Source organism: Bradyrhizobium sp. T-1 (genome assembly GCF_053592855.1).
Map to the genome: position 1 here is coordinate 646,386 of NZ_JBSGOX010000002.1, position 20,344 is coordinate 666,729.

The 20,344-nt window shown below is 56.6% G+C and carries 17 protein-coding genes and 1 pseudogene; 11 read left to right on the forward strand and 7 right to left on the reverse strand.

Annotated elements, in window-relative coordinates:
• Positions 1-403 precede the first annotated feature (403 nt).
• The 5 genes from ACWAT4_RS42455 to leuD (ACWAT4_RS42475) all read left to right on the forward strand — a co-directional run bounded on the left by ACWAT4_RS42455 (position 404) and on the right by leuD (ACWAT4_RS42475) (position 7,030).
• Positions 404-2,515 carry an alpha/beta hydrolase fold domain-containing protein gene (locus tag ACWAT4_RS42455; protein WP_164933583.1) on the forward strand — a complete coding sequence of 704 codons (2,112 nt, stop codon included), beginning with the start codon at positions 404-406 and terminating at the stop codon, positions 2,513-2,515.
• Positions 2,516-2,578: 63 nt separating this feature from the next.
• Complete coding sequence (locus tag ACWAT4_RS42460; protein WP_128929992.1) at positions 2,579-3,487, forward strand: fumarylacetoacetate hydrolase family protein; 909 nt, start codon at positions 2,579-2,581, stop codon at positions 3,485-3,487.
• A 96-nt stretch (positions 3,488-3,583) separates the two neighbouring features.
• Positions 3,584-4,654, forward strand: a complete 1,071-nt coding sequence (locus ACWAT4_RS42465) for a cupin domain-containing protein (protein WP_128929991.1) — start codon at positions 3,584-3,586, stop codon at positions 4,652-4,654.
• Positions 4,655-4,970: 316 nt separating this feature from the next.
• Complete coding sequence (gene leuC / locus ACWAT4_RS42470) at positions 4,971-6,380, forward strand: 3-isopropylmalate dehydratase large subunit (protein WP_128929990.1); 1,410 nt, start codon at positions 4,971-4,973, stop codon at positions 6,378-6,380.
• Positions 6,381-6,397: 17 nt separating this feature from the next.
• Entirely contained in the window at positions 6,398-7,030 is a 633-nt protein-coding gene (gene leuD, locus ACWAT4_RS42475) for a 3-isopropylmalate dehydratase small subunit (protein ID WP_128929989.1), read from the forward strand.
• Positions 7,031-7,068: 38 nt separating this feature from the next.
• On the opposite strand, the gene ACWAT4_RS42480 is transcribed toward leuD (ACWAT4_RS42475), so the two are convergent.
• A complete protein-coding gene (locus tag ACWAT4_RS42480) occupies positions 7,069-7,893 on the reverse strand; it encodes an SDR family NAD(P)-dependent oxidoreductase (protein WP_128929988.1) in 825 nt (274 codons plus the stop codon).
• A gap of 594 nt (positions 7,894-8,487) precedes the next feature.
• On the opposite strand from ACWAT4_RS42480, the gene ACWAT4_RS42485 reads away from it, so the two are divergent.
• Both ACWAT4_RS42485 and ACWAT4_RS42490 read left to right on the forward strand, forming a co-directional pair.
• The gene (locus tag ACWAT4_RS42485) at positions 8,488-9,390 is read left to right on the forward strand and encodes an isocitrate lyase/PEP mutase family protein (RefSeq protein WP_128929987.1); all 903 of its coding nucleotides are present in this window, start codon (positions 8,488-8,490) and stop codon (positions 9,388-9,390) included.
• Positions 9,391-9,462: 72 nt separating this feature from the next.
• Positions 9,463-10,242: an SDR family NAD(P)-dependent oxidoreductase gene (locus ACWAT4_RS42490; RefSeq protein ID WP_128955134.1), complete on the forward strand. Its 780-nt coding sequence runs from the start codon at positions 9,463-9,465 to the stop codon at positions 10,240-10,242.
• A 54-nt stretch (positions 10,243-10,296) separates the two neighbouring features.
• Here the strand turns inward: ACWAT4_RS42490 and ACWAT4_RS42495 are convergent, their stop codons facing one another.
• The 6 genes from ACWAT4_RS42495 to gcvA form a co-directional block, all read right to left on the reverse strand.
• Complete coding sequence (locus tag ACWAT4_RS42495) at positions 10,297-11,004, reverse strand: ABC transporter ATP-binding protein (protein ID WP_128929985.1); 708 nt, start codon at positions 11,002-11,004, stop codon at positions 10,297-10,299.
• Complete coding sequence (locus ACWAT4_RS42500) at positions 10,997-11,752, reverse strand: ABC transporter ATP-binding protein (protein WP_128929984.1); 756 nt, start codon at positions 11,750-11,752, stop codon at positions 10,997-10,999. Before ACWAT4_RS42500 ends, ACWAT4_RS42495 begins: the two co-directional genes overlap by 8 nt.
• Positions 11,749-12,693, reverse strand: a complete 945-nt coding sequence (locus tag ACWAT4_RS42505; RefSeq protein ID WP_206733114.1) for a branched-chain amino acid ABC transporter permease — start codon at positions 12,691-12,693, stop codon at positions 11,749-11,751. The genes ACWAT4_RS42500 and ACWAT4_RS42505 overlap by 4 nt, the downstream gene beginning before the upstream one ends.
• Positions 12,694-12,754: 61 nt before the next feature.
• A complete protein-coding gene (locus tag ACWAT4_RS42510) occupies positions 12,755-13,627 on the reverse strand; it encodes a branched-chain amino acid ABC transporter permease (protein ID WP_128955133.1) in 873 nt (290 codons plus the stop codon).
• Positions 13,628-13,867: 240 nt separating this feature from the next.
• Entirely contained in the window at positions 13,868-14,938 is a 1,071-nt protein-coding gene (locus ACWAT4_RS42515; protein WP_237864941.1) for an ABC transporter substrate-binding protein, read from the reverse strand.
• Positions 14,939-15,208: 270 nt separating this feature from the next.
• Positions 15,209-16,084 carry a transcriptional regulator GcvA gene (gcvA, locus tag ACWAT4_RS42520; RefSeq protein ID WP_128929980.1) on the reverse strand — a complete coding sequence of 292 codons (876 nt, stop codon included), beginning with the start codon at positions 16,082-16,084 and terminating at the stop codon, positions 15,209-15,211.
• Positions 16,085-16,235: 151 nt separating this feature from the next.
• Between gcvA and ACWAT4_RS42525 the strand changes: the two genes are divergently transcribed.
• The 4 genes and pseudogenes from ACWAT4_RS42525 (at position 16,236) to leuD (ACWAT4_RS42540) (ending at position 19,899) form a co-directional block, all read left to right on the forward strand.
• Positions 16,236-16,610 carry a helix-turn-helix transcriptional regulator gene (locus ACWAT4_RS42525; protein WP_164933582.1) on the forward strand — a complete coding sequence of 125 codons (375 nt, stop codon included), beginning with the start codon at positions 16,236-16,238 and terminating at the stop codon, positions 16,608-16,610.
• Between the two features lie 281 nt (positions 16,611-16,891).
• Complete coding sequence (locus ACWAT4_RS42530; RefSeq protein WP_206733115.1) at positions 16,892-17,671, forward strand: HpcH/HpaI aldolase family protein; 780 nt, start codon at positions 16,892-16,894, stop codon at positions 17,669-17,671.
• Between the two features lie 174 nt (positions 17,672-17,845).
• Positions 17,846-19,255, forward strand: coding sequence for a 3-isopropylmalate dehydratase large subunit (leuC, locus tag ACWAT4_RS42535; RefSeq protein ID WP_164933598.1), 1,410 nt, complete (start codon positions 17,846-17,848; stop codon positions 19,253-19,255).
• Between the two features lie 9 nt (positions 19,256-19,264).
• Positions 19,265-19,899 (forward strand): annotated as a pseudogene (gene leuD, locus ACWAT4_RS42540) (3-isopropylmalate dehydratase small subunit).
• The last annotated feature ends 445 nt before the right edge of the window (positions 19,900-20,344 follow it).

Consider the following 20,344-nt stretch of genomic DNA (forward strand, 5'->3'; position numbering starts at 1 on the left):
TGGAAAGCTGCACCGAACAGGAGAGATCAGCTGTTTCATAGGTCAGCAAAAGTTGTGTAGCGGCGGGCGTATGCATGCCGCAGGGCTTGAGGGTATCGCCGGAACTTACAATCGGTGCGACTAGCGGAATAGGACAATACTGCGCCGCATACTTGTGCGACGGAAAGAGTTTGGCTTGGGGTTTGCCGCCAGGACTGGGCGCTGCTTGACAAACGACAGAATAGGAAACACGTTTACCAAAATGACAAGGCGGCAGCGCGACGTAGGTCGATGATTGACCGGGCAGTGAGTAGCCCGGAAAGCTCGCCTTAACCCGCAGCGCTCTGGTCGGTTCGACGACTGGTGAGCTTAACCTGCGAATAAAGGATATCGGTCACAGATGTCCAACTACGGGAGGATGGCTATGCGTGCCCTGATTGTCGGAGCCGGAGTGGCCGGACTGGCTACGGCGGTTGCTTTGCGTCGTAACGGCATCGACGTGACCGTCATCGAGCGAGCGGCGGAGTTAAGCGAGGTTGGAGCAGGTGTTGTCCTTGGACCTCATGCTATGCGCGTTCTTGAATCGCTGGGCATTGCGGCGGAGATAAAGCGCTCGGATGAGCCGCCCGAGACGATTACATTTTATGATATGGTGAGCGGTGAGGTACGCAATCGCACCCAACTGGGCGAAGCGGGAGCCAAGCTGTATGGCGCCCCGCTTTACAAGACGCATCGCCGCGATTTGATCGACGCTCTTGCAAGACATTTGGACGGAACGGAGATCCGGCTCAACTGCTCTGTTGTCGATGTGAAGCAAGATGATCGAAGTGTTACCGTCATTCTCGAGAGGGGTGAGGCTGTTCTTGGCGATCTCCTAATCGGAGCCGATGGCCTGCGTTCCAAGGTGCGAAGCGCAATTTTTGGAGAAAGCGAGTCGATATCTACGGGCCTCCTCGCCTGGCGGACCGTTCTACCAACGACGCTTCTCAGCAAAGCGCTAACATTGGATACCAATGTGTGGAGCGGTGCGGGTCGCCACGTGGTTTGCTATCCGATTCGTCGCGGCAAACAGTTTTATGCAGCCTTCTACGTACCTGCCGATGAGATCCATCGTGAGGACTGGGCCACAGCTGGGGATGTCGCGGATTTGCGCGCCTCATTTAAGGACGCCTGCAAAGACGTCCGAGAGATCACTGAGGCTGTAACCGAAGCTTTCATCACGGCGATCAATTATCGTTATCCCCTGCCAGAATGGCATCGCGGGCGAATAGTTCTGATTGGCGACGCGGCCCACCCGGTGCTGCCGACATCCGGCTCCGGTGCGGCGATGGCGCTCGAAGATTCGGTGGCGTTGGCGGCTTGTTTGCACCGGAGCGGGAGCAACTTGGAAGCCGCTTTTTCCGAGTTTCAAGCGCGGCGGAAGCCGCGGACCACTCGGTTGCTTCACCAAAGTCGCGGCGATCTTACGGCATTTCATGAAAAGGCACCCGAGCGTCAGGCGGCTTACGGACGGATGGGGCGGGGCATGCTGAAGCTCGACCAAGCTGGGTATGAGCGGTTTGCGTGGCTCTATGGCTATGATGAAGTCGCCGAATCAAACAAGCCATTCGACCTGTTTAACGCCAGTCCATTGGTGCGGCCGTCGCGGCCGGCCGCCGCCCGCGCGTTCGATCTTTGGTCGAATGCTCTCAAGTTCGAAGATGAAGACTGGATGAGCGAACGGGCTGCTTACGAGCGGTTCATGTCGAGTCTATGTGCGTTGCCAGAGGATGTGTCGGTAGAAACCGTCGACTGCGACGGGGTGCCTGCGTTATGCGTCATTCCCCCCGGCGGGAAAAGTGGTCCTGCCGTTCTTCATCTTCATGGGGGAGGATATGTGTTTGGTTCGGCTAAGAGCTCGGTTTTGCTTGCAGCTGGTCTAGCGCGCGCGATCGGTGGCTGGGCGTTGGTACCCGAGTTCCGACTTGTCCCGGAACATACGCCAATGCAAATGCAGGAGGATGTGCGAGCGGCCTTTGCGTGGCTTTCGCGGCGCGCAGACCCAGTTGCAGTCAGTGGCGAATGCTCGGGCGGTGGTCTTGCTTTAAGTCTCGCCGCAAAGCTCCGTCACGAGAATGTCACTCGGCCCGCCGCCCTTTATCTCCTGTCGCCCTTTGCCGATCTCACGCTGACGGCGGCCAGTATCGACGGCAATAGACGAACCGAGCCCTGGATGACCCGGCGGCGACTACTGACTTTGGCTGGTGCGTTCATCCAAGACCGAGAGCCCGATGATCCCGCCATTTCGCCGCTTCGCGGAAATCTTGCCGGGCTACCACCGATGCGCGTCTTTGCGGCGCGTGGAGAAGCCCTCGCTGACGACGCTCGTGCATTGGTCGCTGCTGCTAAATCGGCGGGCGGAGATGCCGAACTGCACTTGTTCGACGATAGCATTCATAGTTTTGCGCTGTTCGAGTTTCTGCCGGAGACGGACGAGTTCTTTCGCGCGATTCGGCGCCACGCCCACTCCAACACTTACGTCGGGGCGACGCCATAGGGTTAGGGCATAAGCCGGCGGCTTGGCTGCCCTAACCGCTCTATCTGGATAGGAGAGAATAATATGCGGCTCTGTCGTTTCGATGGAAATCAGCTTGGTATCGTGCGAGATGGCGAAATTCTCGTCGTTACCGAGGCGCTGGACGTGCTGCCCAGCCTCAAGTGGCCGTTTCCGCAGCACGACATCATGATCGAGCATTTGGACCGCGTCATCGCCAAGGCACAGGAGCTGGCCGGGCGCGCTCGACGCATTCCCGTGAGCTCGGTTCGGCTTGATAGCCCCGTCGCTAATCCGTCTAAGATCATCGCTGCCCCTGTCAACTATCAGCTCCATCTCGACGAGGGGACGAACAATCAAGAATTGCGGCAGGGCCGATCGGAGGTTCAGACGATCGACAGAGCCGGTCTTTTTTTGAAGGCCAATAGTTCGCTAGTGGGCCCGGGATCGCTGATCAGACTGGGCGATCCGACGCGAAGGCACGACCCCGAAGCCGAGTTGGGTGTTGTTATAGGTCGACGGGGTCGCAACATCCCGCAGGCAGACGCCTTGCAGTATGTCGCTGGGTACGCCGTTGCTGTCGACGCGGTTGTCCGTGGTCCCGAAGAGCGGAGCCTGCGGAAATCAATCGACACCTATTCCGTCTTGGGACCCTGGTTGGTTACGCGAGATGAGATTCCCGATCCCGGGGTTCTTGACCTTTATCTGAGCATAAACGGCAAGGAGAAGCAGCGATCGAATACGCGACACCTCATATGGTCGGTTCCCAAGCTGATCGCGTTCGCGTCCGCCTATTATACACTTCATCCCGGCGACATCATCATGAGCGGCACTCCCGAAGGAGTATCCGAAATTGTACCGGGCGACCGCGTCGTCGTTGGCGTACAGGATATTGGCGAAATGACGCTCCTGATCGAGGCCGGCGATTGGTCGGCGGACGAAATGCTCCGATCACCGCGCATAGCCAAAAATTAGAGGAGGCGCAGTCCTCGTCCTGCAATTTCATGCTAGCCGGCAGGTCTAATCAACCGCAGCGTGGCGGCAAGCTCGAACTAAAGTTGAGGAACCAAAATGTCGAACAGCACGGCTCAGCCAGATCCGAAACATGCCGATCCCACAGCCGAGCGGGCCGATCGTATGAAGCGGCTGAGTATCATTCCCATCTGGAATACCAGCGGGGTCGCCGAAGAGATGGGCTACAAGGCGCGCGGCCATGTATGGCGGTGGCGCGACTTGCACGCTGAGTTCGAGGAAGCTGTTAAGACATCATTGGCCGGGCCGGGCACTGAGCGCCGAATTCTTCTGTTTGAGAATCCCGGGATGCCACGGTCCGCAGCAGCAACGCCTACGCTCAATGGCGCGTTGCAGATGATCCTACCTGGCGAAGTCGCACCGGCGCACCGGCACACCTATTCAGCGCTGCGCTTCATCTTGTCGGGAAGTGGTGCGTTCACGGTCGTCGATGGCACGCGCGCGGATATGCACGAGCTTGATCTTTTGCTCACGCCTGGAGGGTGCTGGCATAGTCACGCGCACAATGGCGGGACGGAGCCAATGGTTTGGTTCGATGCGCTCGATACCCCATTCGTTTCATACATGCGAGCCGATTGTTTCGAGATGCATCCTAGCAAATCCTTAGAACCCTATACCAATACTGTGGGCTCTTACGAAGATATTGGCGCGCTCGGAATGCTACAAGGTCGGACGCGCGCGCAACCGCCGGCCTCGCCCCAGTTGGTGTACAAATGGGCTGCCGCCGAAGCAATGATACAAGCCGGACTGGACCGCGACGATGATGACCCGTACGAGGGTGTCGTTTACGAATACGTAAATCCTATCACGGGTGGGCATGTCATGCCGACAATCGCCTGTCACGTGAACGGATTCCGTAAAGGCTTCCACTCGAAGGCACGACGACGCACATCGAGTAGTCTTTGTGTTGTTGCGAAGGGAAGCGGTGCCACCATTATCGATGGCGTCAAGCACGAATGGTCAGAGCGCGATGTGATCGCAGAGCCGGCTTGGTCGTGGTGCGAATATATTGCGTATGAGAAATCGATTCTGTTCCGGACAAGCGATCAGCCTATATTGGAACCTTTCGGTTTGGCTCGCCAAGAAGATCATCCGAACGGACGTCAATAGGCAGCTTTCGCCTCTTGCAATCGTTGTGCCCGGCGTAGTTGTTTGCGCAGGCAATACCCGTTGGCTCGCTCCGCGTTTCCAGAAAGTTGCTCTTGTAGATAGCGCAGGCCTGATGCAGGCCGATCGTTCTATTTTGCGTGGACCGCGAGTACTTAAGCGCATCTGACGCACAGCATCGATTTGCTAGCCGGGCAAAAGGGGTGTTTGCAATTTTCTCCTATTGGGCAATGTCCGAGGTTCTTAACTTCCCAAAGCTCGTGTACGGCTCGCTCACCTCGTGAGAATTCAAGCCCCTTGGGACAAGTCGATTAGCGCCATGGCAAACAGCGAAACTCTGTTCGACAAGATCTGGCTGTCGCATGTTATCCGGGAGATTGAAGATGGCGTGTTTCTTCTTCATGTGGACCGGCACATGGTTCATGAATGCACATCGGCTGCCGCCTTCGAGGGCTTGAAGCGTGCTGGCCGCAAGACCCGTAATCCCGAACTGACCTATGCTGTTGTCGATCACATCCTTTCCACGGCGAAAGGTCGTACGGGAGAGACGTTCGCTGGTGGTCGGGAATTCGTGCAGCTGTTACGTGAAAATTGTCAGGCTCATAAGATTGAACTCATTGATGTTGACGATCCTCGGCAAGGCATTGTCCATGTAATCGCACCTGAGCTCGGCATCGTCTTGCCCGGCACAACACTGGTATGCGGCGACAGCCATACGGCAACGTGTGGAGGACTTGGTTGTTGGGCTTGGGGCATTGGCACCAGCGAGGTGGAGCATGTGCTCGCGACCCAGACAATCGTCCAGCGGCGGCCGAAACGCATGCGTATCAATTTCGAAGGCAAGCTCAACCGAGGGGTATACGCCAAGGATCTCATTTTGAGATTGATTGGTCAGATCGGCGTTGCGGCGGGACGTGGCTACGCTGTGGAATATGCCGGCAGCGTCATACGGTCTTTGTCGATAGAAGAACGCCAAACCATCTGCAATATGTCGATCGAGTTCGGTGCGAGAGCTGGACTTATAGCTGCCGATGACGTCACATTCGAATATCTCCACGATCTGCCTTATTCGCCCAAGGGAGAAATGTGGGAACAGTCATTGGCTTACTGGCGTTCGCTCCCGACCGACCCAGAAGCGGTTTTCGATCGAGAGGTCGATGTTGATTGCACGAGCATCGGCCCGCAGGTCACCTGGGGGACGACCCCCGAGGATGTTGGCAGCGTCAGCGATCCGATTCCTGATCCCGCGGCGGTTAACGACCTTGCGCGTCGCGCCGCAATGGACCGTTCGCTGACTTATCTCGGTCTTGAGGCCGGTCAGTCTCTCGAAGGGCTCACCGTCGACGTGGCGTTTATCGGTTCATGCACCAACAGCCGCCTTTCCGATATAGAGGCTGCCGCCGAAGTCGTGCGGGGGCGCAAGGTCGCTTCGCATGTACGCGCGCTTGTGGTACCCGGCTCAGCGCAGGTTAAACATGCCGCTGAATCTCTGGGGCTCGACAAAGTCTTCCTGGAAGCTGGGTTTGAGTGGCGGGAGGCCGGATGTTCCATGTGCGTCGCCATCAATGATGACTTTGTAGGACCCGGTAAGCGTTGCATCTCTACGTCGAACCGCAATTTCGAGGGGCGCCAAGGCCAAAAGAGTCGCACCCACCTAGCCAGTCCCGCCTCGGTGGCCGCCGCTGCGATTGCCGGGGCGGTAACGGACGTCAGAAGGTACTTAACCTAGGCCGCCGGAGAATTCGTATGGAGAAATACACACGTGTCGAGGGTGTCGCGGCCAGTTTCCCGCGCCCTAACATCGATACAGACGCGATCATTTCGGTCGCTTGGCAACGCAGCTTGAAGAGCAATCCGGGGGAAGGCCTGTTTGCGATCTGGCGGTATGATCTGCAAGGCCAAGAGGTGCCGGACTTTATCTTGAACCGCGCCCCCTTTCGCAAGAGCAAAGTTATTGTTGCGGGAGCCAATTTTGGTTGTGGCAGCTCCCGCGAGTTCGCGGTTTGGGCCCTGGTACGGTTCGGTATTCGCTGCGTGATTGCACCCACCTTTGGCGACATTTTTTACGAAAACTCGTTCAAGAACGGGCTGCTACTCGTCACGTTACCGCAGGCAGAGGTTGATGAGATCCATCACCACCTGGCGACCACGAACGATCCGACGATGTCGGTGGATCTCGAAAGCTGCACCATCGAATTACCGAACGACAGGACAATCGCTTTTAACATTCCAACTGCCCGTCGCGCAACGCTGCTAGAGGGCCTCGACGAGATTGGTCAAACGCTAAGATTCGTCGCCGACATTGAGGACTTCCAGCAGAAGAGCCGAGCGTGCCAGCCCTGGTTATACGCGCGACCTGAACCTCGGCATTCTCCCTGAGTGGGGCCGACGAACCAGAGTTGCGCGGTTAGGCGAATCTAAAGCGTTTTTGTCAGACCTGCATCCGCATCGATAGCAGCCCCTTGCAGGAGACGACCGCGATCTGACAAGACAAATCTAACCAGCGCCGCGATATCCTCAGGCTCGCCGATTCGCGCAATGCGCAACTCGCGGCTGAGCTGATATTCCATTTCGGCAGGGTCGATGCGTCGTTCGCGGCTCTCCAGCGTCAGGCGCTTTGTCAATCTGTCTGTCCTCACCAAGCCGGGATTGATACAATTGACCCTCACGCCGTCCCTAATGCCAAGCTCGGCGAGGAATTTGCTGAAACTATTGAGTGCGGCATTCACTGGCGAACCGATAGCGAAATAGATGTCGGGTGTTCGGCCGCCTGCACCGGCGATATTCACGACGGATCCACTCGTCTGAACAAGTGTAGGCCAGGCCGCCCGACAGAGGCGCATTGCACCAAAGAATTTTAGGCCGAAACCATCCTCCCAATCACTATCGGGCAGCTCCAGGAAGTGCCCCCGCGTGGTCGCACCGGCGTTGTTGACAAGAATATCAATCTTCTGAAAAGCGGCCAAGGCCCGGTCGATCGTCCAGGAAACGGTTTCCACGTTTCGCAGGTCGCCAGCAACGACCTCTACCCTTGTTCCAAATGATCGTGCGCGTTCGGCAACGCTGTTGAGCATGGCCTCATCCCGGGCGACGATAACGGAATCGACGCCTGCTTGCGCGAGCTCGAGCGCAATGGCAGCACCGATGCCTCGGCTTGCGCCCGTTACGATCGCAACCTTGCCCCGGAGGGACGCATCTTCGCCTCCCGCCAGGCGAGGCTCCTGTTTGGTGTGTCCTGTCATCGTGGAAGTCTCCGTGTCTGGTCGATTGAATGGGATTGTTGACAGAACCGGCCACACGCATCGGGACGCAACATTAGTCTGAGCTGCCCAGATGTGTGCCTTGCGAGCTCGGTTGAGTAAAAGGCCAGGCTCGACCGGCCTTGGCGCCTGTCGAGATCTACTCCATGTCGTCACGTCGGACACTGACCCAGCGAACCAAGAGACCACGCGCTTGGCTGAGTGCACTATGGCATGGCGCACCCTTTGGCTAGCTAAGGTGGCCACTCGTCATGCGACCTCGTCCATGAAAGAAGAGTGCGACGTTCTCCTCTGGCTTGAGCAGTACTAGCCCTGAGGCCCGCCGTGTCGCCACAGGATTTTGCGCGAGTACAGGGTTTTAGGCGCTGATCCGCTAGCAAGAAATTGCAATGCTATCGGGGCAGCCCATCGTGCAATTTTCTCCTAGTGATGCCGGCGCCTGTCGGTTGATAGTACACGTGCTTTATGAAACGTGCTGAGTCCAACGATGGTCTTCTGCACTGGAGCGACCTTCACTAACCGCTTTCACGGTTGTCGGACTCGCGTCGTTGCCGTACTCGCATCATTGGGTGTCTTTTGAAAGCTCGTATTCCTCTGCGCAAGGTCATGGAAGCCGGACGACCGCTCGTCCTTCCGGTTGCTCAAGATGCTTTTGCCGCCCGGCTGATAGGGCGGGCTGGGTTCAAAGCGTTTGCAATTGGTGGGTCGGCAATGCTTGCTGCCCGTTACGGGTTGCCGGACCTAGGCATTGCGGCGCTTGGCGAGATGGTCGCCGGTATTCAGGATATTGCGGCGGCCTCCGATCTACCCTTCATCACCGATGGCGATGACGGCTACGGTGACATCAAGAGCGTTGTTCGCATGATCCGCGCGTACGAGGCGCTTGGTGTTGGCGCCGTGATCCTGGAGGACCAGGCTCGCCCGAGCAAGCAACCCGGCGATAATCCTGCTCCTGCTGTTGTCGCGATGGCAGAATTCGAAACAAAGCTTCGGGCAGCTGTTGATGCCCGCAGTTCAGGCGACATGTTGATTATCGCCCGCACGGACTCCTTAACAACGCTTGGCCTAGATGGCGCCCTAAAGCGAGCGGAGCGCAGCTTAGCCGCGGGCGCGGATGGTGTATTTATTCCAGGATTGAAAGCACATGACGATCTCGTGACGGTTGGGAGTGCCTTCCGGGGGAAACACCAGCTGCTTGCCCTAACTGAAGATGGGAAAGCGCAACTGCCGCGGGCACAAGATCTCTTTGTGATGGGCTACGATCTTATCGCTTATCCGAGTTATTTGATGCTGCGGACCACAGAAGCGATGGCGAGCGCGCTCGCAGGGTTGTTGTTGTCCACGGCCGACGGGTCCCCTCTCCCGGCACTGGCCGATTTTCCGGCGGCTCGCGCGGCCTTTGCTGAGGCGGTCGGACTTCGAGACTGGCAGGCGCTCGACAAAGTTGCCCGGTCCCAGGCCTCTGCGCCCGCCACGTAACTCGTCCGCGGTTCCGCATTTTCGGACTGCTGCGATGGAAATCTCGGTGCTAGAGCAAGCAAGGATAGTTTAGTGCAGATTTCGCTGAAAAGCCGAACCGCAATCGTAACGGGCGGAAGCCGAGGCATTGGCCGAGCGATAGCTCTGGCGTTCGCCGAGGCCGGCGCTTCTGTTGCAATTCTCGCCCGAGATAAACAACAAGTGAGTGATACCGCCGACCAGATAAGTAGCACAACCGGTCAGCGCGTGATTGGAATCTCATGTGATCTCGGAAACAAATTGCAGATTGACCAGGCCTGGTCGAGGCTCTCCCCCGACTTCAGTCATGTTGACGTCCTCGTTAACAACGCAGGCAACGCTGCCCACGAGCCAATATCGGGAGTTGAGTGGGACGCACTCCAGTCCGATTTCATGCTGAAAGTCGGAGGGGCACTTTACTTAACTCAGCGTTGCCTCTCTGGAATGCGAGCAAGACGCTGGGGACGAGTTGTCAATATTCTCAGCATTGCGGCAAAGGCCGGTACCGGCGCCGCTCCGTCGGCGCTGAGCCGGGCGGCCGGCCTATCCATGACGAAGCTGCTGGCTAACGAATGCGCGCCGGATAACGTCCTTATCAACGCCATCTGCCTTGGATCGATCGAAACCGACCAGTGGAAACGAATGCACCGGTCCACCGCACCGCAAGCGAGCTACGAAGACTTCGTTTTGCAGAAAGGAAAGAGCGTGCGTCTCGGTCGGCTTGGAACTGTGACCGAGGTTGCGAATGTGGCCTGCTTTCTAGCCTCGGACCTAGCCTCGTTCGTAACGGGAACAGCCATTAATGTCGATGGAGGCAATTGTCCCGTACCGTAACCTCGGCACTGGTATCGTTGCCGGTAGGTATGTAATCGGAGGTCGTCTACCTCCCTAGCTGATGCCAACGAGGCTCGATAGAACGGACTTATTGCCCGCCAGATCGTTGCTTTTGCCGTTCCAAACCACTTGGCCTCGATCCAGAATTAGGGCCTGGACCGTTAGTGACAGCGCTAGATCAACATGGTGTTCTACGAGGATAAACGTCATATCGCTTTCTTTTCTGATGCGTTTGAGCGCTTCCACAAGCTGGTCAACAATGACCGGAGCCAATCCTTCGAACGGCTCGTCGAGAATAAGCAAAGCGGGATTGCTGACGAGCGCTCGGCCGACAGCCAGCATCTGCTGCTCTCCACCCGACAAATGATTTCCGAAGTTCTGCCGTCGCTCAGCAAGCCGGGGGAATAGCTCAAACACGGATTCAATGTTCCACTTTCCCCGATCAACCCTTGCAACGGAAAGGTTTTCCTCTACCGTCAGGGAAGGAAAGATCTCTCGTTCCTGAGGCACGTAACCGAGGCCCAGGCGAGCCCGCTCGTAGGTATCGATGCCTCCGATCTCGCCGCCGTCAAATGTGATCTTGCCGGAGGCCATTTGCGTTAGGCCCATAATGGTCGCAAGCAGGGACGTCTTGCCGACACCATTGCGTCCCAACACGGCCAATGACGACCCTCTCGGGAGCGAAAGAGCCACGTTTTCAATAGCCGCGGCGCCATAGCCATATCCTGCGGTGACAGCTTCCAGTCTCAGCAAATCAGTCATTGCGCGCCTGTCCGAGGTAAACCTCTCGTACCTTAGCATCTGCTCGAATCTCGGACGGGGTTCCCTGCGTCAGCACGCTTCCCTCTGCCAACACCGTGATACGGTCAGCGAAACCAAAAACGATCTGCATGTCGTGCTCGATGACGATGACTGCGAGGTCGGCGGGCAACCGCCGCAGCAATTCCGAAAGTTTTCCGCTGTCTTCTTTCGGCAAGCCAGCAGCAGGTTCGTCGAGAATGAGCACCTTTGGCTTGAGAGCCAGCGCCAGCGCGAGCTCAACGAGCCGCCGTTGACCATATGCGAGATTGGAAATCAATTGGCATGCCGAACCACTGAGGTTAAAAACGTCTAGGAGCCGCTCGAGTTCGATCAGAACCTGCTTGCGCCTATTGAGCGCGCCCCACAGTTTTGCGTCGATATGCATATTTGCAACGACCGCGAGGGCAATATTTTCGACCACCGTCATGGACGGGAATAGCGAGTTTATTTGAAACGTTCGCGCGAGCCCCAGAGAGACTCGGCGTTGCGGCGAATACCGTGTGATGTCACGTCCTTCAAGTCGGATCGACCCAGAGGATGGAGCCAACGCTCCCGTGATGAGATTTACAAGGGTGGTCTTTCCTGCGCCATTCGGACCAATCAGAGCGTGTCTTGCACCAATCTCAAGGCGGAAGTTGATATTACGCGTGACGGCGAGAGCACCGAAGCTTTTGTGCAGACCGACGATTTCGAGGACCGTATCATTCATGGTTTCCGCCTGCGATCGAGGAGATAGCCACCCATACGATCAATCCAGGGACCAACGCCTTGAGGTGTAAACCTGACGGCGAGAATGAGGAGTCCACCCAGCATAAACAACCAATTGAAGGGGTCTATCGCCGCGGCCCGATCAGAAAAAATGACGAAAATAATGCCCCCAATGAATGCGCCGGTCAGGCGCCCCATCCCGCCGATTAGCAACATGATGAGGACGTTTCCGGATAGCAGGAATGAGAGTGAGTCGGTTGCGACAAGCCCGGTGACTTGTGCGGAAATTGCACCGGCCACACCCGCTATTGCTGCCGAAATCGAATAGATGAGAAGCAACCGTGCGGCGACCGGTACGCCTAGCATGCGCATGCGTTGGTCGTTGTCGCGTATCCCACGCAGAACATATCCAAATGGCGAGTTTACCAAGATCCGGGCAAGGGCAAACACGAAGGCCAGCACGCAAAGCGAATAGAGATAGGCAGTATGGCCATAGAGGTCGAACGAGTAACGTCCCAAGATGGGTGCGACCTGATACCCCGCAAGGCCATCATCTCCGCCCGTTACTGATTTCCAGGTTGTCGCAACTTGGAGGACGACGGCACCAATGGCGATCGTGAGGATGACTTGAGTCAAGCCGCGAACACGAAGAACCAGCAAACCCGTGACGAAGCCGAACGCGCCGGCAGCTAGCCCTCCTACCACAAGGCCGGTCAAGGGTTCAGATAAAACATTGAGCGCAAAAAGGGCGGCGGCGTAGGCTCCGATACCAAAAAAGACGGCATGACCTAAACTTTCGATTCCAGAGTAACCGATGGCGAGATCGAGCGACAGAGCCAAGATGATCATGATGATGACTTGGGTGCCGAGCTGGTGATAGGCGCCCAAGAAGAAATAAGCGAAAATTGCAAGCGCCCACACCAGCGCATCGCTAAGTCCCAAGCGGTGGGATCCAAAGGACGCGGCGATGTCCCGTTTAGGTGTGTCCTTTGAGGGAGTTACCTTAAGCACGGCCATAAAGCCCAAAAGGTCGAATGGACAGAATGAGGGCCAGAAGAATGTAGATGCCGAAAGCGCCGGCCGCCGGAAAGAGATAGCGAAAATAGGTATCGAAGATGCTATAGCCGAGCGCGGCGATAAGCGATCCTTTGAGACTGCCAAAGCCGCCAACCGCAACGACGATCAAAACCATGACCATATAGTTCGTGGCATAGTATGGCTGCAGCGGCAGCATCTGCGTTCCAAGTACGCCGGCTATGGCCGCTAACGCGCACCCAGCAACGAAGGTCTGAGCGAACACCCGCCGCACATTGATCCCGACACAGCGAGCCATGCGCGGATTATCGACGGAGGCGCGCAAGCGGGCGCCAAAATCGGTCTGTTCGATGACGTACCAAATCAGGCCTGCGATTGTCAGGCTGACGATTGAAAGAAAGCTACGGTAAGCAGAAATCGATATCTCTTCAAAATGCCATGCTCCCGCCAGGAATTCAGGCGTTGGTAATGTATGCGTCAGCGAGCCATAACCGGCGTTGATCGAGGCGATCATTATGAATGTGAGGCCAATTGTCATCAGGATTTGACCGAGAGCACTCGTCTCATAGATCCATCGATATACGGTCCGTTCAAGAATGGCCCCGAGTATCGCCGTGATTGCAACAGCAATCGGAAGCGCGGCGAGCAAACCCAGGCCAAAATGATTGACGAGCGAGAGTGCAGTGTAACCGCCGATCATGGCGAAACCACAATGTGCAATGTTTAGAAGACGCATCACGCCGAGCGTGATCGTCAGGCCAGAGGAGATCAGAAAGAGGATCATCCCGAAGGACAGGCCGTCGATCAAAAGCGATATACCCGTCGTCCAGTAGCTATTCACTTGATCCCTCAAACACCGCCTGCATCACAAGCATGCTGCCAATGGCCATTACGTCCCGCCGCATTGGCCTGGAGTCATGCGGCCTGATTCTACTCCCCTATTTTCGCGCGCCTAAACGTCGTCAGCGCGAGGCAGGATTGGCCTCCTTCCAGGGATCTTTGAGATTCGGAATTACGGCGACCTGTTTATTTACGAGGACGCCGTCGATCTTCTCGACCTTTCGGATATAGACGTTTTGGATCAGGTCCCGTTCGACCGGATCGATCCGCGCGGGCTCTCCCAGGAGTACCCTTTGGCGGCCGCCAAGGCGTTTTCACCATCAAGTTTCCCGTCGGTTGCTTCGGTCATATGGGCGATCAGGTGTATGCCGTCCCACGCCTCAACGGTCCCGATATTAGGTATGGCGCCCTTCCCGTATTTTGCTTCCAGCGCATTGACGAACTCCTTATTCGCGGTGCTTTCTGGCGAATGAGGACCATAAAAGAGAGAGGAATATACACCGATGGCCAGTTCGCCGGTTTGTCCCAATGCCGCGAGGGGTGCCTCCTCGGTTTCACCGAGGCCAAAGTACTGCAAGCCCCGTTGTGCCAAGCCGCGCTCGAAATACCCTTTGAACAGTGCAACGGAGATGGGCCCGTTCGGGACGAACGTAAATAGAACGTCAGCGTTCGCGTCCTGCAGCCGCTGGAAGTAGCTGGAGAAGTCAGTTGTATCCAAAGGCACCTTTACGACATCGACGATCTTGCCGCCGAGCTTGCCGTAATTGGCATCATAAGCTGCAATTGCGTCGTGACCGGGGGCGTAGTCGACGGCAAAGACAACAGCTTTCTTCTTGCCCTGATCAATAGCATAGCGCGTGATGCCATACGCCAATTGCCAGATGGTGCAGCCCACTCTTAAAAAATATGGCGATTTACGTGTGGTATCTGCGGTATTTGCGTTGAAAATGACGAAGGGAATTTTCGCTTGCGTCACAACATCGGCAACGGCTACCGCGTTAGGCGTGAAGTCCATACCGCCGAGAAATTGTACCCCCTCTCGGGTGATCAGCTCTTGAGCGAGTTGTTTCGCTCGAGCGGGATTTGGGCCGCCAGAATCACGATAGAGGACCTCAACGGTGTGGCCTCCAAGCTTTCCTCCGTGCTTCTCGACATAGAGGTCAACGGCTCGTTTGAATTGGACGCCCCACTCGGCATAGGGGCCGCTAAAAGAGCCGATGATGCCGATCTTGACCTCGGCAGAATGCGCATCTGTAGAAATGGACAGTGAGGCAAGAACCGCCGCGAAGGCCAGCAAGCTGAAGCGCTTCATTGTTTCCGTCCCCCTATTTGTGCACCGCCATGCGCCGCAAGCAAGGCGACGACTGCGCCCATCGTTCGGCCCAGATAGAGGGCATTAGAGGAGTGCATTCTTGTATAATCTTGCGGGACGCCGGGACTGTTAGTCGCAGGTCGCGGAGGGCAGACCAGTTAAGGGCTGCTCACGCTATATTACGCGGATGTCACAAGGTCCATGTCCGGGGCTGAGAGTCGCTTCTTTCCCGTCCATTTCAGATCGATGGATCTGACGGTTGCCGCCGCCTCACCGAGCAGCCATTGCGCGGAACGCGACAAGTGCCGGCAAATCGCTCTTTTCGGTTGGATAAGCGAGATAGAATGCCATCTGGTTGCGGACAATGAGATTGAACGGTGCGATCAGTCGGCCGGTTTCGAGATCCCTTTCAATCAAGGGAAGATGCACAATTGCAATACCAAGGCCGTCGATAGCTGCTTGGCACGCGAGCCCCGAGTTTTCAAATCGTAGGCCCGTGTTGGCCGGGACCTGCGGCGCGCCTGCAGTCTGGAGCCATTGCCGCCAAAAATCCGGGCGCTGCAAGGAATGGAGAAGAACGTGATGATCGAGTTCGTGCGGATAGCGCGGGACCGGCATTCCATTCGCAAGCTTGGGGCCGCATACGACGATGAGCAGTTCGTCGAACAGATGTTTGGCCTCGAGCCCAGGCCACTGGCCCAATCCGTACTCGATCGAGGCATCGATGCCTTGCGCTTCAAAATTGGCAGGGGATTGTTGTGAGGTTGAGACCTGAATTTCCACCTGCGGATATTGCTCGCGAAACCTCGCGAGGCGAGGGATCAACCAGCGCATGGCAAAGGTGGGTAAACACCTAAGCTTTAGGACATTGTGTTTTGACGACGCGCAGATCTCGGACGTCGCGGACCTTATCTCGTCAAACGCAACCTGAAGCCGCTTATGATATCGTCGAGCCTCTTCCGTCAGTTCGATGCGACGATGCTTACGAACAAATAACTTTATTCCGAGGTGGGTCTCAAGTACCGCGATATGCCTGCTGACGGCCCCTTGGGTAATGCAAAGCTCTTCCGCCGCTCGACTGAAATTGCCATGACGCGCCGCAGCATCGAAGGCTCGTAGCGCATTCATGGGCAAGTATTGGCCCATAACCCATTATTCTCCCTAGGTTTTCGCTTATATCGCAAAAACTCATGCAAGTCATCAGTTAACTTGCTTTGCGCGGCATGCTGATCGCCTTCATCCTCAGCCCCGCGATGAAACTCGTCCACTGCAGCAAGAGTTGGACATGACTTGTGGGATGGAAACGGCAGTCGTATCGGCAGACGCATTCTCTGCTCCGCCCGGCGACCCTGACGGAAGCATTACAGAAGTTGCGCTCGCGTTTATTAAGAAGAGCCCTGAGATCAGGATTACGCTTCGCGATCTTGAGCGTCAGACGGGCGCAAGTATCTTTCAACTGATTAGGGCATTCCGAAGAGATTTGGGAGTAACGCCCCATGCCTATCTGATAAAACGGCGCGTCGCGCGCGGCGCTGATCTTCTTCTTCAGGGAGAGCCAGCGGCACAAGTAGCTTACGAGGTCGGTTTCGTTGACCAAAGTCACTTCACGAAGCACTTCAAGCGTGTCCACGGCGTGACGCCAAAGCGCTATGTTGCGGTAGCCACCAGCTAGCTGGCAAATCGAGCGCATGAGAAGTTCGCCACTGGCGACAGACCTTTTGCAAAAGCTTGTCTAGAGTTCTTGAGGGTCTAATCCGCTCCGGCGCACAACAAGGCGCGGTTGCCGGCGCAATCGGAGCAGTCAAGTGATCACGCGGTCAGTGGTGTACTTGTTGCGCGCGGCGTCGACGACATTCCGATGCCAGCAGCCGTCAACAGGATATCGAGGCCAGTCGTCATATTCACAGCAAAGAAAGCTTCCTTATGGCCCCCTTTCGAGGACTAAATCGCCGCATGGCCGAAAATGGCCATTTACTGAACGGCTATTGCGCGATCCCCGATGCGTTTTCGGCAGAACTTTATGCTCGACAAGGCTTCGACGTAATCACGCTTGACCTGCAGCATGGTCTCATCGGGTACGATGCCGCCGTCGCGATGCTACAAGCCATTACGGCCGTGGACGTGCTCCCGTTGGTACGCATCCCCTGGCTCGACCCGGCAATCATCATGAAAGCGCTTGATGCAGGTGCTCTTGGTGTGACATGCCCTATGGTCAACACGGCAGCGGACGCTGAGCGCCTCGTCCAATATTGCAAATATCCACCGATGGGCCAGCGCAGCTTAGGCCCCGTCCGTGCGGCGACGGCCTATGGCGAGGACTATGCTGCGCATGCGAACCGGGAGCTCAGCGTCATCGCTATGATTGAAACCGCTGAAGCCGTCGCCAACATCGAGAGTATTCTTGATGTGCCAGGTCTGGATGGTGTCTATATCGGACCAGGCGATCTCTCGCTGTCCCTGAACAGGAAGCCGCAGCTGGAGGAGTTTGATACCGAGGTGGACGCTGCCATCGATCGCGTTTTGAAGGGGTGCATTAAGAAGGGTCTGATTGCAGGCATTTTCGCACCTGGTCCCGAACAAGCGTGGCGCATGGTCACGCGTGGCTTTCGATTCGTCACGCTTTCCACTGACGCTCGCGCATTGGCGTTCCAGGCCAAGTCTTGGGTTGAGAAGTTTCGACTGCTCAGTCGAGAGCCGTCCCGTGTTACCGGTGCATCGGGCCTGAAGGGGTAAGGACTAAATATCAAAAAGTGGGCGACCGGACCATAAGCCCTCATCCGCTCGAAATTGCAATTTCTTACTAGTCGACGAGCTCCTCCTGCATCAAGACCGGTGTCGCCGATCACGCAATTGGCGTGAAGCCTACCCGCTCTTAGCGTGGGAGCAACTCGGCCATGGTGTAACATGATCCAACCGCGGTCTATCTTTGAAAAGATCTGGAACAGTCATGTCATCCGGGAAATGGGTGACGGCGTCTTCTTGCTCTATGTCGATCGCCACATCATCCAGGAATCGGCGAGCGGACAAGCATTTGATGGGCTACGGCGCGCCTCGCGATCTGTGCGTCGACCTGATCTCACTTTCGGTGTCACGGATCACATCGTTTCGACACGTCCTGGGCGCACGGTCGATTCGAACCCCGAGGGGCGCGAGCTAATCACCTTGATGGAACGGAACTGCAGCGAACACGGAATTGAGCTGTTTGACTTGGCTGATGCCAGGCAGGGTATCGAACACGTCGTGGCGCCGGAGCTCGGGCTTATCACGCCAGGGATGACTGTTGTTTGCGCAGACAGCCATACACCAACAAATGGCGCGCTCGGTGCCTATGCGTGGGGTTTTGGCACAAGCGATGTCGAGCACGTTCTAGCAACCCAAACCGTACTTCAGCGCAAGCCAAAGGCGCTACGGGTGACGTTCGCCGGACGTCTGGGAAAGGATGTCTGTGCCAAGGACCTCATACTTTACTTGATCGGCAAAGAGGGAACACAGGCGGCGCGCGGATATGCCATCGAATATTGCGGACCCGTCATTCGTGCGATGTCCATGGAAGGCAGGATGACGATCTGCAACATGTCCATTGAATTTGGTGGACGTGCTGGCATGATCGGGCCGGACGATACCACGTATGAATATATCGCTGGCCGCGACTATGCTCCCAAAGGTGCGCATTGGCAGGCCGCATTAGATCAGTGGCGCACTCTTAACACAGACGAGCAAGCTCTCTTCGACAAGGAAATCAGGGTTAACTGTAGCGAGATTGCCCCCCAGGTGACGTGGGGGACAACACCTGGCGATGTCGTAGGTATCGACGAAAACATCCCAGATCCCGTGTTGATTGGCGATCCTGTCCGTCGCGCCATGGCGGAGCAGGCGCTGCACTATATCGGCCTCAAACCTAATCAGCCTCTTGAAGGCATTCCGATCAACGTCGCCTTCATTGGATCCTGCACCAACAGCCGCCTATCGGACCTTCAGGCGGCAGCGGCCATCGTCAAGGGGCGCAAGGTCGCCAAAGGCGTGCGGGCGCTGGTTGTGCCTGGATCGACGTCGGTCAAGCGCGCGGCTGAGGCCCTCGGTCTAAACAAAGTATTTCTCGATGCAGGCTTCGACTGGAGAGAGGCCGGGTGTTCAATGTGTCTGGGGATCAACGACGACCAAGTCGCGCCAGGTGAGCGCTGCATGGCGACCTCTAATCGCAACTTCGAGCATCGCCAAGGACCAAATAGCCGCACGCATCTTGCAAGTCCGGCATCGGTGGCGGCGGCCGCCGTGACGGGTGTCATCACCGACGTTCGCAAGCTCGCGCACGCATAGAGGCGGCAAATGGAAAAGTTTGTGACGTTGGAAGGTGTCGCCGCAGTGCTGGCGGACCCGAATATTGATACAGATGCAATTATCCCTGCCCGCTTCATGCGTTCTGCGAACGCTAATTTGGGTAAGGCCCTGTTCGCCAACAGCCGATTTCAGGACGACGGATCCGAACGCGCCGACTTTGTGCTGAATATTCCGCCATTTCGGAGCAGCTCGATCCTCGTGGCAGGCGATAACTTTGGCTGCGGCAGCTCGCGAGAAGCAGCAGTCTGGGCGCTGAAGCAATTTGGTATTCGCTGCGTTATCGCGAGAGCTTCGGGGAAATATTCTTCGAGAACTGCTTCAAGAATGGCGTTCTTCCGATCACATTGCCCAAAGCCGACTATGAGCAAATCCTAGGCGCGCTTGCGAAAGACCCCGGGCGTGAAATTAAGGTCGATCTTGAGCGATGTGAGATCAGGATGTCGTGTTCGCTATCGATACCGTTTGTCGTGTCGCCTTCGCGTCGGACAGCATTGCTTGAAGGGCTCGACGATATCCAGCTGACGCTGCGTTATGTCAGCGATATCGACGCATTCGAGGCCTTCGACGGGGTCGCGCGGCCATGGATGCGTCGCCCCACGTCATCTTTTGGCCGATCGCCGTAGAGCTGATGACGTCAGTTTCGTGGTGGGAGCCTTGGCAATTCAAGGCTCTGTCGTCCGGTGAACGCTAGCGGAAACGAAAAGACGCAAATGGTTACGCATTCCACGACATTTGATGATACGAATCTCTTGGAGCGAGCTTGGGTTTAACGCGCATCCAGCCCGGGCTCGGCTTCTCTCCTATGCGAAAAGCCTCGCGACTTTCGCTGGGGATATGGAGCGCTGTCTTTGTTTGTGAACCCCACGGCTCAAGATTATGACATTGTCCTCCTGGGTACGAGGTCAGTTCTTCAGTTCAAGACATTCGTCCTCCAGTCAAGTTTGAACGAAGATCTTGCAGCAACGCCACGGGGAAGCCGACCGGCCGAAGATGTTCGAAGGCGACCAAGGTGGATGAAAAGAGGCCAAGATCTCGCAGAATTGCACTTCGACGCAACCTCTTGCCGCT